At 70.7% G+C, this 14,568-nt stretch carries 14 protein-coding genes; 8 read left to right on the plus strand and 6 right to left on the minus strand.

Translation table 11 applies throughout. The features are described from left to right. The first annotated feature begins 136 nt into the window (after window positions 1-136). Both BKI49_RS19245 and BKI49_RS19250 read left to right on the plus strand, forming a co-directional pair. Window positions 137-868 (plus strand): GntR family transcriptional regulator, encoded by a 732-nt coding sequence (locus tag BKI49_RS19245; protein WP_373557564.1) that lies wholly within the window; start codon window positions 137-139, stop codon window positions 866-868. Then, a complete protein-coding gene (locus BKI49_RS19250; protein ID WP_095935506.1) occupies window positions 865-2,160 on the plus strand; it encodes an MFS transporter in 1,296 nt (431 codons plus the stop codon). The genes BKI49_RS19245 and BKI49_RS19250 overlap by 4 nt, the downstream gene beginning before the upstream one ends. A gap of 59 nt (window positions 2,161-2,219) precedes the next feature. On the opposite strand, the gene BKI49_RS19255 is transcribed toward BKI49_RS19250, so the two are convergent. Beyond that, window positions 2,220-3,044 (minus strand): maleylpyruvate isomerase family mycothiol-dependent enzyme, encoded by an 825-nt coding sequence (locus BKI49_RS19255; RefSeq protein ID WP_095935507.1) that lies wholly within the window; start codon window positions 3,042-3,044, stop codon window positions 2,220-2,222. Between the two features lie 154 nt (window positions 3,045-3,198). Here BKI49_RS19255 and BKI49_RS19260 point away from each other — a divergent pair, with 154 nt between their 5' ends. Beyond that, window positions 3,199-3,999: a carbon-nitrogen family hydrolase gene (locus BKI49_RS19260; protein ID WP_095935508.1), complete on the plus strand. Its 801-nt coding sequence runs from the start codon at window positions 3,199-3,201 to the stop codon at window positions 3,997-3,999. A gap of 35 nt (window positions 4,000-4,034) precedes the next feature. Here the strand turns inward: BKI49_RS19260 and BKI49_RS19265 are convergent, their stop codons facing one another. Both BKI49_RS19265 and BKI49_RS19270 read right to left on the minus strand, forming a co-directional pair. Next, window positions 4,035-4,529: an LURP-one-related/scramblase family protein gene (locus BKI49_RS19265; RefSeq protein ID WP_095935509.1), complete on the minus strand. Its 495-nt coding sequence runs from the start codon at window positions 4,527-4,529 to the stop codon at window positions 4,035-4,037. Then, window positions 4,526-5,575, minus strand: coding sequence for a GlxA family transcriptional regulator (locus BKI49_RS19270; protein WP_257004866.1), 1,050 nt, complete (start codon window positions 5,573-5,575; stop codon window positions 4,526-4,528). The genes BKI49_RS19265 and BKI49_RS19270 overlap by 4 nt, the downstream gene beginning before the upstream one ends. Before the next feature lie 51 nt (window positions 5,576-5,626). On the opposite strand from BKI49_RS19270, the gene BKI49_RS19275 reads away from it, so the two are divergent. Further along, entirely contained in the window at window positions 5,627-6,019 is a 393-nt protein-coding gene (locus BKI49_RS19275; protein WP_095935511.1) for a cupin domain-containing protein, read from the plus strand. 29 nt (window positions 6,020-6,048) lie between these two features. Further along, window positions 6,049-7,878 carry an NHL domain-containing thioredoxin family protein gene (locus BKI49_RS19280; RefSeq protein ID WP_095935512.1) on the plus strand — a complete coding sequence of 610 codons (1,830 nt, stop codon included), beginning with the start codon at window positions 6,049-6,051 and terminating at the stop codon, window positions 7,876-7,878. Between the two features lie 70 nt (window positions 7,879-7,948). Here the strand turns inward: BKI49_RS19280 and BKI49_RS19285 are convergent, their stop codons facing one another. The 3 genes from BKI49_RS19285 to BKI49_RS19295 form a co-directional block, all read right to left on the minus strand. Beyond that, window positions 7,949-8,194: a DUF6458 family protein gene (locus tag BKI49_RS19285; protein ID WP_028799315.1), complete on the minus strand. Its 246-nt coding sequence runs from the start codon at window positions 8,192-8,194 to the stop codon at window positions 7,949-7,951. 126 nt (window positions 8,195-8,320) lie between these two features. Then, entirely contained in the window at window positions 8,321-9,616 is a 1,296-nt protein-coding gene (locus tag BKI49_RS19290) for a M18 family aminopeptidase (protein WP_095935513.1), read from the minus strand. A 134-nt stretch (window positions 9,617-9,750) separates the two neighbouring features. After that, window positions 9,751-11,577 carry an acyl-CoA dehydrogenase gene (locus BKI49_RS19295; RefSeq protein ID WP_095935514.1) on the minus strand — a complete coding sequence of 609 codons (1,827 nt, stop codon included), beginning with the start codon at window positions 11,575-11,577 and terminating at the stop codon, window positions 9,751-9,753. 142 nt (window positions 11,578-11,719) lie between these two features. Between BKI49_RS19295 and BKI49_RS19300 the strand changes: the two genes are divergently transcribed. The 3 genes from BKI49_RS19300 (at window position 11,720) to BKI49_RS19310 (ending at window position 14,557) form a co-directional block, all read left to right on the plus strand. Then, entirely contained in the window at window positions 11,720-12,211 is a 492-nt protein-coding gene (locus BKI49_RS19300) for an SseB family protein (protein WP_095935515.1), read from the plus strand. A gap of 142 nt (window positions 12,212-12,353) precedes the next feature. Further along, window positions 12,354-13,322, plus strand: a complete 969-nt coding sequence (locus tag BKI49_RS19305) for a pirin family protein (protein WP_095935516.1) — start codon at window positions 12,354-12,356, stop codon at window positions 13,320-13,322. Between the two features lie 179 nt (window positions 13,323-13,501). Continuing rightward, on the plus strand, window positions 13,502-14,557 hold the full coding sequence (locus tag BKI49_RS19310; protein ID WP_095935517.1) for an AI-2E family transporter: 1,056 nt from the start codon (window positions 13,502-13,504) through the stop codon (window positions 14,555-14,557). Window positions 14,558-14,568: the final 11 nt, after the last annotated feature.

Here is a 14,568-nt window from a genome sequence, read left to right on the forward strand (position 1 = left end):
CGGACTCGTGAGGCGCGCAAAGGGATGTACGGCGATGGGGTGGGAGTTGTGTGACCTGGGTTACACGAGAGGGTCCCGGGGTCCGCATGTTGAAACGTCCGACAGCATGCGTACGTGTTGTATCTATGATGTGCGCATGCCTTCAGCCCCGCCCGCGCCCGCCGATCCGCACGTGCACGACTCCGCCGACCGGCCCGCCGAGCGGGCGCAGCAGGACGTGAAGCAGCCCGTGAAACAGCCGCCCGCCGCCGACCGTGTCTACGCACACGTCAAGCAGGCCGTCCTGGAACGCCGTTACGAGGGCGGCACGCTGCTCACCGAGGGCGAGCTCGCCGAGGCCGTGGGCGTCTCCCGCACACCCGTGCGCGAGGCCCTGCTGCGCCTGGAGGTCGAAGGGCTCATCAAGCTCTACCCGAAGAAGGGCGCACTCGTCCTGCCCGTCTCCGCCCAGGAGATCGCGGACGTCGTCGAGACCCGGCAGCTCGTCGAGGAGCACGCTGCACGCAAGGTCCTCCCGGCCCCGCCGCGGCTCATCGCCCGGCTGGAGGAACTCCTCGAACGGCAGAAGGAGCAGGCCGCCGCCGGAGACCTGGCGGGCGCCGCCGTCACCGACCGCTGCTTCCACGCCGAGATCGTCCGCAGCGGCGGCAACGAGATCCTCTCCCGGCTCTACGACCAGCTCCGCGACCGGCAGTTGAGGATGGGAGTCGCCGTGATGCACGCCCACCCCGACCGGATCACCAAGACGCTCACCGAGCACGAGGAGATCCTCGAGGCGCTGCGCTCCGGTGACGCCGAGGCCGTCGTCGACATCATCCACCGGCACGTCAGCTGGTTCTCCAACCTGGCGCGGGGCGAGGTCCGATGAGCACCGCGACCCTTCCCGGCGACCCGCCCGGCGGGCGGCGCGCCATCGCCGTCTGGGGCATCGGTGTCGCCGTCTACTTCGTCGCCGTCATCTTCCGGACCTCACTGGGAGTGGCGGGCCTCGACGCGGCGGACCGCTTCCACGTCAACGCCTCGGCGCTGTCCACCTTCTCGATCCTCCAGCTCCTCGTGTACGCGGGCATGCAGATACCCGTCGGCCTGCTGGTCGACCGGCTCGGCACCAAGAAGGTGCTGACCATCGGCGTCCTGCTGTTCACCGCGGGACAGCTGGGCTTCGCCTTCTCCCCCTCCTACGGCACGGCCCTCGCCTCGCGCGCGCTGCTCGGCTGCGGCGACGCGATGACCTTCATCAGCGTGCTGCGGCTCGGCACCCGCTGGTTCCCCGCCCGCCGCGGCCCGCTGGTCGCGCAGCTCGCCGGCCTGGTCGGCATGGCCGGCAACCTCGTCTCGACCCTCGTCATCGCACGGCTGCTGCACGGGGTCGGCTGGACGGCCGCGTTCGCGGGCAGCGCGCTCGCCGGAGTCGTCGTGCTGGTGCTCCTGCTGCTGTTCCTGAAGGACCACCCCGAGGGCCACGACCCGGAGCCCTTCCCGCACCAGGGCGCCGCGTACGTGCGCCGGCAGATCGCCGCGTCCTGGCGGGAACCCGGCACCCGGCTCGGGATGTGGGTGCACTTCACGACACAGTTCCCGGCGATGGTGTTCCTGCTGCTGTGGGGCCTGCCGTTCCTCGTCGAGGCACAGGGACTCTCGCGCGCGAGGGCCGGCGAACTGCTGACCCTCGTCGTGCTCTCCAACATGGTGGTCGGCCTCGTGTACGGGCAGATCGTCGCCCGGCACCACTCGGCACGGCTGCCGCTGGCACTCGGCACGGTGGCCGCGACCGCGGTCGTCTGGGCCGGCACGCTCGCCTACCCAGGGGACCGGGCGCCGATGTGGGTGCTCATCGTGCTGTGCACCGTACTGGGGGCCTGCGGCCCGGCCTCGATGATCGGCTTCGACTTCGCCCGGCCCGCCAACCCGCCCGAGCGGCAGGGCACCGCATCCGGCATCACCAACATGGGAGGCTTCGTCGCCTCCATGACGACCCTGCTGGCCATCGGCGTACTGCTCGACGCGACCGGCGACAACTACCGCGTGGCCTTCGCCGCCGTGTTCGTCCTCCAGGCCGTCGGACTGAGCCAGATCTTCCGGCTCCGCGGGCGGGTGGCCCGGCGCGAACGGGAACGGCTGGTCGCCAGCCGGGTGGAGACGGTGCACGTGCCGGCCTAGACGCGGTCGGGACGTCCTGCCCCGGCCGGGGACAGCCCCGGCCGGACGGGCGGGGCCGCCTACGGGGTGACCGCGAAGTTCCGCAGGATGGCCGCCGACAGATCCGGGTCGCCCTCGGTCTTGATGCGGTCGGCGACGGCGTCGGGGTGAACACGGCCGCAGGCCAGCCGGACGAACGTCTCCCAGTCCAGGGAGAGCGAGGCGGCGGGGCCGAGGGAGGGGGCACCGTCTATCGTGCCGCGGCCGTCGGCGTCGACGCGGACCGTGCGCAGGAACTCGACGGGACCGTGGACGTCGAAGACCACCGCGGAGTTCGCGGGAGCACCGGCGTCCTTCGCGACGATCTTCGGCAGTGCCGCGAGGAGCTGGTCACGGACGATGGACGCGCCCGGGGAGTCGAGGTTGCCCGGCCGGCCCAGCGCCGTACGCAGGTCCTGCTCGTGCACCCACACGTCGAACGCGCGGTTCCGCATGGCCTGTTCGAGGGTGATCTCGGTGCCGAGGGGGCCGCGCACCTTGCTGTCGGGCTGCCTGGTCTCGTTCCGCAGCTGCCGGTTGCGGCGGATGATCGTGTACTCCAGCTCGGACGTCATCTCCGGCGCGGTGTGGTGGCGCCGCACGTCGACCTGCATCTCCATGTACCGCTGGTGCTCGTTCGTCACGTGGTACAGGTCACGGGGGAGCGTGTGGATCGGCCGAGGGTCGCCGAGCATCTCGCAGTCCAGCCCGATGACATGCGACACGATGTCGCGCACGGACCAGCCCGGGCAGGGCGTCCGCCGGTTCCACTCGCCCTCCACGAGCGGCTGCACCAGCTCTGATATCGCTTCGATGGAGTGGGTCCAGGCGTCGGCGTAGGACTGAAGGCTGGGATGCAGACTCACGGAACGGGACCCCTCGGGCGGTTGGACGCGGGCAGTGCACAGGCAGCGGGTGTCTTGGGACGCTAAGTTACGCTGCTGTGAGGCACCCCGGCAGTGCTTTCGTGTGACGATCGTAGGCCCGTATCGACGGCTCGAATGCCAGGACGGTGGTAGTGTGCGCGCCTCTCTCCTCCAGATCGACGTAAACGATGCCGAATCGGTCGAATCGCGTCGACAGCGTGTCGCGTCTCTCGTACGAGAACAAGCCGGAGCCGACCTCGTCGTGCTGCCCGAACTGTGGACGACCGGCGCGTTCGCCTACGAGGGGTTCCGGACCGAGGCCGAACCGCTGGAAGGACCCACCTACGAGGTGATGGCCAAGGCGGCGAGCGACGCGGGCGTCTGGCTGCACGCCGGCTCCATCCCCGAGCGGGACCCCGAAGGCCCCCTCTACAACACGTCCCTCGTCTTCTCGCCCTCCGGTGAACTCGCCGCCTCGTACCGGAAGATCCACCGCTTCGGCTTCGACAAGGGCGAGGCCGTGCTGATGGGAGCGGGATCGGAACTCGTGACGGTCCGTCTGCCCGAGACCGTGGTCGGCGTCGCCACCTGCTACGACCTCCGCTTCCCCGAACTCTTCCGCGGACTCGTCGACGCGGGCGCGCAGACCCTCGTGCTCCCGGCCGGCTGGCCCGAACGGCGCCGCTCCCACTGGACACTGCTCGCACAGGCACGCGCCGTCGAGAACCAGGCCTACGTCCTCGCCTGCGGAACGGCCGGCACGCACGCCGGAGTCGCCCAGGCCGGCCACTCCCTCGTGGTCGACCCGTGGGGAGAGGTCCTCGCCGAGGCCGGCGCCGGCGAGGAGGTCCTCACCGTGGACTTCGACCCCGCCAAGGTCGCGGACACGCGAGAGCAGTTCCCCGCGCTGAAGGACCGCCTGCTGGGGCTCGACCCACCCCGGCGACAGGCCTGACGCGACCGGTCCGCCCGGCCCCCGCGCGCTCCTCCTCAGTCCTCGCCACGCTCCTTCTCCGCCAGGTGGATCACGCACACCGCCACCGCGATCAGCAACGCCGGGTCGGTGTCGTCCCGTACGACGTCGACCCCGTACGTCTCACGGACGTGGAGCCAACGGCGGGAGATCTGCGCGAGGAGTTCGTTGTCGTAGTCGATGGCGAACTCACGGTCGAGGATCTTCCCGCTCACGTCGAGTTCGGTGCCGTCGACCAGCGACACCCGGTAGTGGTTGCGGAGCAGGGACAGACGCTTGCGCTTGATGGTCGCCAGCGGGTCGCCGTCCCGCTCGATGATCATCGTGTCGCGCAGGGCGAGCATCTTCTGGTGGATGTCGATCAGGACGCGCCCGCGCGTGTCCTTCAGCTCGAAGGTGTCCCGCAGACGCATGGCCTTGCCGTCGACGAGGAAGACCTTGTTGCCGCGGTCGTCCTCGATCCAGTAGTCGTCGCCGAAGCCGAGGAGCCGGTCGCGCACGAGGAATCTCATGCCATCACCGCTTCCCCGGCAGGCGGTCCGAAACGCCGCCGGTAGGCCGACGGGCTGAGTCCCGTCGCCCGGCGCAGCCGCGCCCGCAGGTTCGCGGCGGACCCCAGACCGCTGCGGTCCGCCACCACGTCCAGGCGCTCCTCCCCGCGCTCGATGAGCCGGCAGGCGAGTGCCACCCGCTCACCCGTCAGCCACGCCAGCGGGGTGGTGCCCAGCTGGGCACGGAAACGCCGGTGCAGCGTCGCCGGGCTCACCGCCGCCCGCGCGGCCAGATCCGCGACCGTCAGCGGCTCACCGAGCCGTTCCTGCGCCCAGGCCAGCAGCGGGGCCAGGGACTCGTCGGGCACCTCCGGCAGCGGCCGCTCCACGAACTGACGCTGTCCGCCGTCACGGTGCGCGGCGAAGACCAGCCGCCGCGAGACGGCGTTGGCGATCTCCGCGCCGTGGTCGCGCCGTACGACATGCAGCCCGAGATCGAGCGCGGACGCGCTGCCCGACGCGGTGAGAATGTCCCCGTCGTCCACGAACAGGACGTCCGGCTCCAGACGGACCCGCGGGAACCGCGCCCGGAAGGCATCCGCCCACATCCAGTGACAGGCCGCCCGCCGCCCGTCCAGCAGCCCGGCCTCCGCGAGGGTGAACGCACCGGAGCAGAACCCGATCAGCCTGGCCCCCCGCTCGTGCGCCCGGCGAACGGCGTCCAGCACCTCGGGGGAGCGCGGCGTGCCGGTGTCCGGACGGTTCGGCACGATCAGCGTGTCCGCCCCGTCGGCCGCCTCCAGCCCGTCCACGCCGGTGAGGGTGAAGAACCCGTCGCGCATCCGGGTCCGCTCCCCGGCGGCGCAGAGCCCGAAGTCGTAGAGCTCCCGCCCGAGTTCCGGCCGGCGCAGCCCGAACACCTCGATCGCGCAGCTCATCTCGAAGGGGTTCGAGTTCTCGTCGACGACGAGGACGACACGGTGCGCGCCCCGCACGGCGGGGGACGGGGCCCGGTCGGCGAGCGGTGCGCCTCCCGCCGGACCGGGTTGAGAGGATCGTTGCGCCATATGCGATTTCTAGCACTCGTCCGGATGCCGGGCCAGGCCGAGGATGGGTCCATGAGCAGCGACCCCGTCTCCCTGTCCGGCGCCCTGGCCTCCTTCAGCGACCTGTGGAGCCCGCGCATCGTCACCGCCGTCAACGACTACGACGTACGCATCGCCAAGGTCGAGGGCGAGCACGTCTGGCACGTCCACGACCACACCGACGAGTTCTTCCTGGTCCTGGAGGGCGAGCTGACCATCGCGCTCCGGGAGGCGGCCGGCGAACGGACCGTCGTCCTGCCCAAGGGCTCCGTCTTCACCGTGCCGCGCGGCACGGAGCACAAGCCGGTCGCCCCGCACGGCGCCTCGATCCTGATGTTCGAGCCCACCGGCACCCTCACCGTCGGCGACCGCCACGACGAGGTCCCGGACCATGTGGACGCGACCACGGGACACGCGCTGAGCTGAGTGCCGGCGCGTGGTGGCACCCTTGATCCATGAACGACTCCGCCCCGGCCCCCGCAACCCGCCGCGTCCGTGTCCGTGCCCCTGAGCTGATCGGTAAAGGCGGCTGGCTGAACACGGGTGGAAAGGACGTGACACTCGCGGAGCTGCGCGGTAAGTGCGTTGTTGTAGATTTTTGGACGTTTTGCTGCATCAACTGCCTGCACGTCCTCGACGAGTTGCGGGAGCTGGAGGAGAAGCACCGCGACACCGTGGTGATCATCGGGGTGCACTCGCCCAAGTTCGTGCACGAGGCCGAGCACCAGGCGGTCGTCGACGCCGTCGAGCGGTACGGGGTCGAGCACCCGGTGCTGGACGATCCCGAGCTCGACACCTGGAAGCAGTACGCCGTGCGCGCGTGGCCGACGCTCGTCGTGATCGACCCCGAGGGGTACGTGGTCGCCCAGCACGCCGGGGAGGGGCACGCGCACGCCATCGCCCGGCTGGTGGAGGAGCTGGAGACCGAGCACGAGGCCAAGGGGACCCTGCGGCGCGGTGACGGGCCGTACGTGGCGCCCGAGCCCGAGCCGACCGTGCTGCGCTTCCCCGGCAAGGCGCTCGCCCTGCCGAACGGGAACCTGCTGGTCAGCGACACCACCCGACACCAGCTCGTGGAGCTGGCGGAGGACGGGGAGTCGGTGATCCGGCGGATCGGCTCCGGTGCGCGCGGCTTCGTGGACGGGACGGCCGCGGAGGCCGGCTTCAGCGAGCCTCAGGGTCTCGCCCTGCTCGACGACGGCACGGTCGTCGTCGCGGACACCGTGAACCACGCCCTGCGCCGCCTGGACCTGGCCTCCGGCGAGGTCACGACGCTCGCGGGCACCGGCCGCCAGTGGTGGCAGGGGTCGCCGACGTCCGGGCCCGCGCGCGAGGTGGACCTGTCGTCGCCGTGGGACGTGGCCGTGTTCGGCGGACGGGTGTGGATCGCGATGGCCGGGGTCCACCAGCTGTGGGCGTACGACCCCGCGCGGGGCACGGTCGGCGTCGCCGCGGGCACGACCAACGAGGGGCTGGTCGACGGGCCGGCCGAGGAGGCCTGGTTCGCGCAGCCCTCCGGGCTCGCCGCCACCGCCGACCGGCTCTGGCTCGCGGACTCCGAGACGTCGGCGCTGCGCTGGGTCGACCTCGACGGGACGGTGCACACCGCGGTGGGGACCGGGCTCTTCGACTTCGGGCACCGTGACGGTCCGGCCGGACAGGCGCTGCTGCAGCACCCGTTGGGGGTGACGGCGCTGCCCGACGGTTCGGTGGCCGTCAGCGACACGTACAACCACGCTCTGCGTCGCTACGACCCGGCGACGGGTGAGGTGACCACGCTCGCCACGGACGTGCGGGAGCCGAGCGACGCGGTGCTCGTCGGGGACGACATCGTGGTGGTGGAGTCGGCGCGCCACCGGCTGACGCGGTTGCGGCTGCCCGAGGAGGCCGTGCGGGTCGAGGCGGTCGCCCACCACACTCGGCGGGCGGCCACCGAGGTCGCGCCGGGTGAGCTGCGCCTGGACGTGATCTTCCAGGCTCCGGCCGGTCAGAAGCTCGACACCCGCTACGGTCCGTCGACCCGTCTGCTGGTCTCCTCGACGCCGCCCGGGCTGCTGCGGGGCGGCGAGGGCGCGGGGACCGACCTCTCGCGCGTGCTGGAGCTCGATCCGGCGGTGCCGGAGGGCGTCCTGCACGTGTCGGCGATGGCGGCGTCCTGCGACGACGACCCGGCCAACGAGTACCCGGCCTGCCATGTGCACCAGCAGGACTGGGGTGTGCCGGTCCGGCTCACCGCGTCGGGTACGGACCGGCTGCCGCTGGTTCTCGCCGGCATGGACGAGTGAGGGGCGGTCCCGGGCCGGCCGTCGCCGGCCCGGGGCGTCCGGCCGTGTGGGTGCTCGGGCGCGTGAGTGCTCAGGCGCCGTATCCGTTGCTGTAGCCGCCCGGGTGGTGGCGCTCCTCCTCCACCACCGGGGTGGTGGGCGGCACCACGACGCGCCTGCGCCGGGCGATGCTGCTGAAGGTCGCCACCCCGATCAGTCCGACGATCATGAATATGACGCCGACGAGGTCGAGGTTGACCCCCTTCATGTTCCAGTCGGTCGCGAACGTGAGGATCGCTCCTGCGGCGATCAGGATGATGCATCCGCCCAGGCCCATGAGTGTCGCCTCCTTGGCTCGGCATCCCGGAGCAGACACGGTGTCTTCCCGGGCCCGACCCGGGTACCCGGCTCGGGCCCGGCCATGCGGAGGCGATCGCTCGTCGTGGCGGTACGGGTGGGTGAACTAGCCCTCCAGGAAGGCCACCAGGGCGTTGGCCAGGAGGAACGGGTCGTCGGCGCCGCAGAGTTCGCGGGCGCTGTGCATGGACAGGATGGCCACGCCGATGTCGACGGTCCTGATGCCGTGCCGTGCCGCGGTGATGGGGCCGATGGTGGTGCCGCAGGGCATGGCGTTGTTGGAGACGAAGGTCTGGAAGCGCACGTCGGCCTTCTCGCACGCGGCGGCGAACACGGCGCGGCCCGAACCGTCGGTGGCGTAGCGGTTGTTGACGTTCACCTTGAGGATGGGGCCGCCGTTGGCGCGGGGGTGGTGCGTCGGGTCGTGCCGCTCCGCGTAGTTGGGGTGGACCGCGTGGCCCGTGTCGGAGGACAGACAGACGGTGCCCGCGAAGGCGCGTGCCCGGTCCTCCAGGGAGCCGCCGCGCGCGAGCACCGAGCGTTCCAGCACATTGCCCAGGAGCGGTCCGTCGGCGCCGGTGTCGCTCTGTGAGCCGTTCTCCTCGTGGTCGAAGGCCGCGAGGACGGGGATGTGGTCGAGCCGCGAGTCGGCCGTGGCGACCGCGGTCAGGGCGGCGGTGCCCGCGTGCACGGACAGCAGGTTGTCCATGCGCGGGCCCGCCAGCAGTTCTCTGTCGCGGCCCAGGTAGGCGGGGCGTTCGACGGAGTGGGTCATCAGGTCCCAGCCGGTGACCTCGCCCGCCGGCAGTCCGGACTCCTCCTCCAGGAAGGCGATCAGGTCGCCCTCGCGGGGTTCGCCGAGTCCCCAGACGGGCTGCATGTGGCGCTGCTTGTCGAGCTTGAGTCCGTCGGCGGTGACAGAGCGGTCCAGGTGGATGGCGAGCTGGGGTACGCGGAGCAGGGGGCGGTCGATGTTCACCAGGCGGGTGGAGCCGTCCCGCAGCGAGAGCCGGCCCGCGAGGCCGAGGTCCCGGTCCAGCCAGGAGTTCAGCAGGGGGCCGCCGTAGATCTCGACGGCCACCTGGCGCCAGCCGTGCGCGCCGGTGTCGGGCTGCGGCTTCACGCGCAGGTTCGGGGAGTCGGTGTGTGCGCCCACGATCCGGAAGGGGGTGTGGGGCTCGGCGCCCTCCGGCACGTACCAGGCGACGATGGCGCCTCCGCGCAGTACGTACTTCCCGCCGCTCGTCCCGTCCCACGCGTCGGTCTCGGCGACCTGGCGGAATCCGGCCTTCTCCAGACGCTCGGCTGCGTTCGCCACCGCGTGGTACGGCGTCGGGCTGGCTGCCAGGAAGGACATGAGGTCGTCGGTGTGGCCGCGGTCGAAGCGGGCGGGTGTACTCATGGGTTCACCTTAACGACGCACGACGGCCCGCTCCCGGCGATGGGGAACGGGCCGTCGTAAGGGGGATGTGAAAGGCGGACACCTGACCGGAAGGACAGGTTCTGGTTGGGTGTCCGCCCGGCTCCGCGCAGGCTCTAGAACGCGGCCTCGTCGAGCTCCATCAGGTCCAGGTCCACGCCCTCGGCGAGCTTGCGCGCGCCGGTCACGCCGGGCAGGACGTTGGCGGCGAAGAACTTCGCGGCCGCGATCTTGCCGGTGTAGAAGGGCTTGTCCTTGGCGGAGGCGGTCTCCAGCTTCTCGGCGGCGACGGCGGCACCGCGCAGCAGCAGGTAGCCGACGATGACGTCACCGGAGGCGAGCAGCAGGCGGGTCGTGTTCAGGCCCACCTTGTAGATGTTCTTGACGTCCTGCTCGGTGGCCGCGAGGTCGGTCAGCATCAGGCCGACGATCGCCTCCAGCTCGACGGCCGCCTTGGCGAGCTGCTCACGGGCGGCGGAGAGGTTCTCGCCGCCGGTGCCGAGCGCGAGGAACGACTTGATGTCCTCGGCGATCGAGTTCAGCGCGGCGCCCTGGTTGCGGACGATCTTGCGGAAGAAGAAGTCCTGGCCCTGGATCGCGGTCGTGCCCTCGTACAGGGTGTCGATCTTGGCGTCGCGGATGTACTGCTCGATCGGGTACTCCTGCAGGAAGCCGGAGCCGCCGAAGGTCTGCAGCGACTGGGCGAGCTGCTCGTAGCCCTTCTCGGAGCCGTAACCCTTGACGATCGGCAGGAGCAGGTCGTTCAGGGCCTCCAGGGCGGCGGTGTCCTCGCCCGCGGCCTCCTTGAGCATGATCTCGTCCTGGACGGCCGCCGTGTGCAGCACCAGGGCGCGCATGCCCTCCGCGTACGCCTTCTGCGTCATCAGCGAGCGGCGCACGTCCGGGTGGTGCGTGATGGTGACCTTGGGGGCGGCCTTGTCCATGAAGTTGGCGAGGTCCTGGCCCTGGACGCGCTCCTTGGCGTACTCCAGGGCGTTCAGGTAGCCGGTGGAGAGGGTGGAGATCGCCTTCGTGCCGACCATCATGCGGGCGAACTCGATGATGCGGAACATCTGGCGGATGCCGTCGTGCTTCTCGCCGATCAGCCAGCCCTTGGCGGGGTGGCGGTCGCCGAAGGTCATCTCGCACGTGTTGGAGGCCTTGAGGCCCATCTTGTGCTCGACGTTCGTCGCGTACGCGCCGTTGCGCTCGCCCAGCTCGCCGGTCTCGAAGTCGAAGAGGTACTTCGGGACGAGGAAGAGGGACAGGCCCTTGGTGCCGGGGCCGGCGCCCTCGGGGCGGGCGAGGACGTAGTGGAGGATGTTCTCCTCCATGTCGTGCTCACCGGACGTGATGAAGCGCTTCACGCCCTCGATGTGCCAGGAGCCGTCCTCCTGCTGGATCGCCTTGGTGCGGCCGGCGCCGACGTCCGAACCGGCGTCGGGCTCGGTGAGCACCATGGTGGAGCCCCAGGTCTTGTCGACCGCGATCTGGGCCCACTTCTTCTGCTCCTCGGTGCCCTCCTCGAAGAGGATGCGGGCGAAGGCCGGGCCGGAGGAGTACATCCACACGGCCGGGTTGGCGCCGAGGATCAGCTCCGCGTAGGCCCAGATGAGGGACGGCGGGGCGGTGGTGCCGCCGATCTCCTCGGGCAGGCCGAGACGCCAGTACTCGGAGTCCATGAAGGCCTTGTAGCTCTTCTTGAAGGACGCGGGCACGGGCGCCGTGTTGGTCTCCGGGTCGAAGACCGGCGGGTTGCGGTCGGCGTCGGCGAAGGACTCGGCCAGCTCGTTCTCCGAGAGGCGGGTCAGCTCCTCGAGGATGCTCTTGGCGGTGTCGGTGTCCATCTCCCCGAACGGGCCGGCGCCGTACAGCTTGTCGCGCCCGAGCACCTCGAAGAGGTTGAACTCGATGTCGCGGAGATTCGACTTGTAGTGCCCCATGGCGACGGCTCCGTAAGGGATCGGCGAGGCACTGACTCCTCGCAGCTAGTTCACGTACCAACAAGTAGCTACGATGATGCTACCCGTCAGTAATAAGAATCAACCCCTGATGGTCCATATGTGGCCCACTACTCTTTGACGCATGTACGGCTATGACCAGAACGCGGGAGCCCAGCAGGGGTATGCCCAGCCCCAGGGGAACATCCCCGGACAGACGCCGGGCGGCCAGATGCCCGGCGGGTACGGCCAGCAGCCGCCGCTCTACCCGGAGCCGTCCCCGCCGTCGCTCGCGGACGCGGTCCGCGCCTTCACCACGGGCTCGATGGCCGCGGAGGACTTCCAGCAGGTCTTCGCGACGTCGAAGGTGTACTGCCCGCGCGGTGACAACCCCGGATTCCTGGCGCTGCACAACACCCAGCAGCCGGTCATCCCCATGTTCACCTCCCTCAAGGAACTGCGCCGCTACGCCGGCAAGGAGTCCAAGTACTTCGTGATCACCGGTGCCGAGGTGATCGACCTCCTCCCCACCGGCTACGGCTTCGTGCTCGACATGGAAGGCGAGCACCGCATGGTCTTCGACGCCAAGGCCGTCGAGCAGATGGTCGACTTCGCGATGCGCCGGATGTACGGATAGCCGCACGACAACCGAAGAGGGACCGGCTCCGCGAGGAGCCGCCACGCGGACGCCCGGAGGGAATGCCCTCCGGGCGTCGTTCGTTAGGGGTGGCAGAAAGTTCAACAATCAACTAACCTCGAACCACAAGGAGGTACCGACCATGCCTGCAGTGACCGTCGAGAACCCGCTGACCCTGCCCCGTGTGGCCGCGCCGGCCGACGCCGTGTCCCGCCCCGTGCTGACCGTGGCGACGGCGCCCAGCGGTTTCGAGGGTGAGGGCTTCCCGGTTCGCCGCGCGTTCGCCGGGATCAACTACCGCCACCTCGACCCGTTCATCATGATGGACCAGATGGGCGAGGTGGAGTACGCGCCGGGCGAGCCCAAGGGCACCCCCTGGCACCCCCACCGCGGCTTCGAGACCGTGACCTACATCATCGACGGGATCTTCGACCACCAGGACTCCAACGGTGGCGGCGGCACCATCACCAACGGCGACACCCAGTGGATGACCGCGGGCTCGGGCCTCCTGCACATCGAGGCCCCGCCGGAGTCCCTCGTCATGTCCGGCGGCCTCTTCCACGGCCTCCAGCTGTGGGTGAACCTCCCGGCCAAGGACAAGATGATGGCGCCGCGGTACCAGGACATCCGCGGTGGCACGGTCCAGCTGCTGAGCACCCCCGACGGCGGCGCGCTGCTGCGCGTCATCGCCGGTGAGCTCGACGGTCACCAGGGTCCGGGCATCACGCACACGCCGATCACCATGGTCCACGCGACCCTGGCGCCCGGCGCGGAGATCACACTCCCGTGGCGCGAGGACTTCAACGGTCTCGCCTACGTCCTCGCCGGACGGGGCTCGGTCGGCACGGAGCGCCGCCCGGTCCACATGGGCCAGACCGCGGTGTTCGGCGCCGGCGGCTCGCTCACCGTGCGCGCCGACGAGAAGCAGGACGCCCACACGCCGGACCTGGAGGTCGTCCTCCTCGGCGGGCAGCCGATCCGTGAGCCCATGGCGCACTACGGCCCCTTCGTGATGAACACCCGCGAGGAGCTCCAGCAGGCCTTCGAGGACTTCCAGAAGGGCCGCCTGGGGACCATCCCGGCGGTGCACGGGATGTCCGGCACGCTGTAGGCCTGACGTCCGGGGCACGCTCCGGGACGGGATGTCCGGGGCACGCTCCGGGACGGCGGGAGCGGCGGCGGCCGAGCGGCGGACGACGCGAGGGCGGCAAGGGCGGCGAGCCCTTGCCGCCCTCCCCCTTTCGGACGTCCCGGGGCGACGCCGTGGCCGGTGCGTGATCGGCTGGCACCGTGCAGCTACTCCCCGAAGGCGCCAGGAAGCTGGCCGCCTGGTGTGCCGTGATCCTGCTCGTCGCCGGCGTCGGGTGGGTCGGGATCCAGCTGTGCGGGGAGTTCCGTACGGCGGTCACCCCGGTGCTGCTCGCCCTGCTGGGCACCGCGCTGCTCGGCCCGCTGTACCGGCGGCTGCTGCGGATGCGGGTCAACCGGTCGCTGGCCGCCGGACTCACCTGCGTCGCGGTGGTCCTGATCGTCGGCGGCGCCGTCTACATCGTCGTCGCCGCGCTCATCGACACGGGCGACCAGATCGTCGCCTCGCTGAAGCAGGCCGGGAAGTCCCTCGCCGAGCACTTCGGCGCGGCCGGGACCTCGCTGGAGGACCTCGCGTCCAACTCCAAGGAACTGCTGACCAAGTTCGGCGGCACGGCCGCGTCCAACGTCATCAGCGGGGTCAGCGTCGTCGGCGAGACCATCGCCGTGGCCGTACTCGCCCTGTTGCTCGTCTTCTTCTTCCTGCGGGACTCGCACCGGGTGGCCGGAACGCTCAGGTCGCTCGCGCCGCGGGGTACCGCCGACGTCGTCGAGGCCATGGCCCGCCGTGCCTTCCAGGCCGTCGAGGGATTCATGCGCGGGACGACCCTCATCGCGCTCATCGACGCCGTGTGCATCACCGTCGGACTGCTGATCCTGCGGGTGCCGGGCGCGGTGGGACTCGGCGCGCTCGTGCTGGTGGGGGCGTACATCCCCTACCTCGGCGCGTTCATCTCCGGCGCGGTGGCGGTGCTGGTCGCGCTCGCCGACCGCGGGTTCGTCATCGCGCTGTGGGCCCTCGGCGTCGTCCTCGCCGTGCAGGTCCTGGAAGGGCACGTGCTCCAGCCGATGATCCAGAGCCGCACCGTGCAGATGCATCCCGCGGTGGTGATGCTGGCCATCACGGCGGGCGCGTCCGTCGCGGGAATCCTCGGCATGCTGTTCGCCGTGCCTCTGACGGCGGCCGGCTTCGGGGTACTGCACGAACTCCGTACGCGCTACGGGTCCGAGACGTCCGAGGCCCCCGAGGCGTCCTGAGCCCCTGCGCC

Origin of the sequence: Streptomyces sp. Tue6028 (genome assembly GCF_002300165.1) — a bacterium.
GTDB lineage: Bacteria > Actinomycetota > Actinomycetes > Streptomycetales > Streptomycetaceae > Streptomyces > Streptomyces siamensis.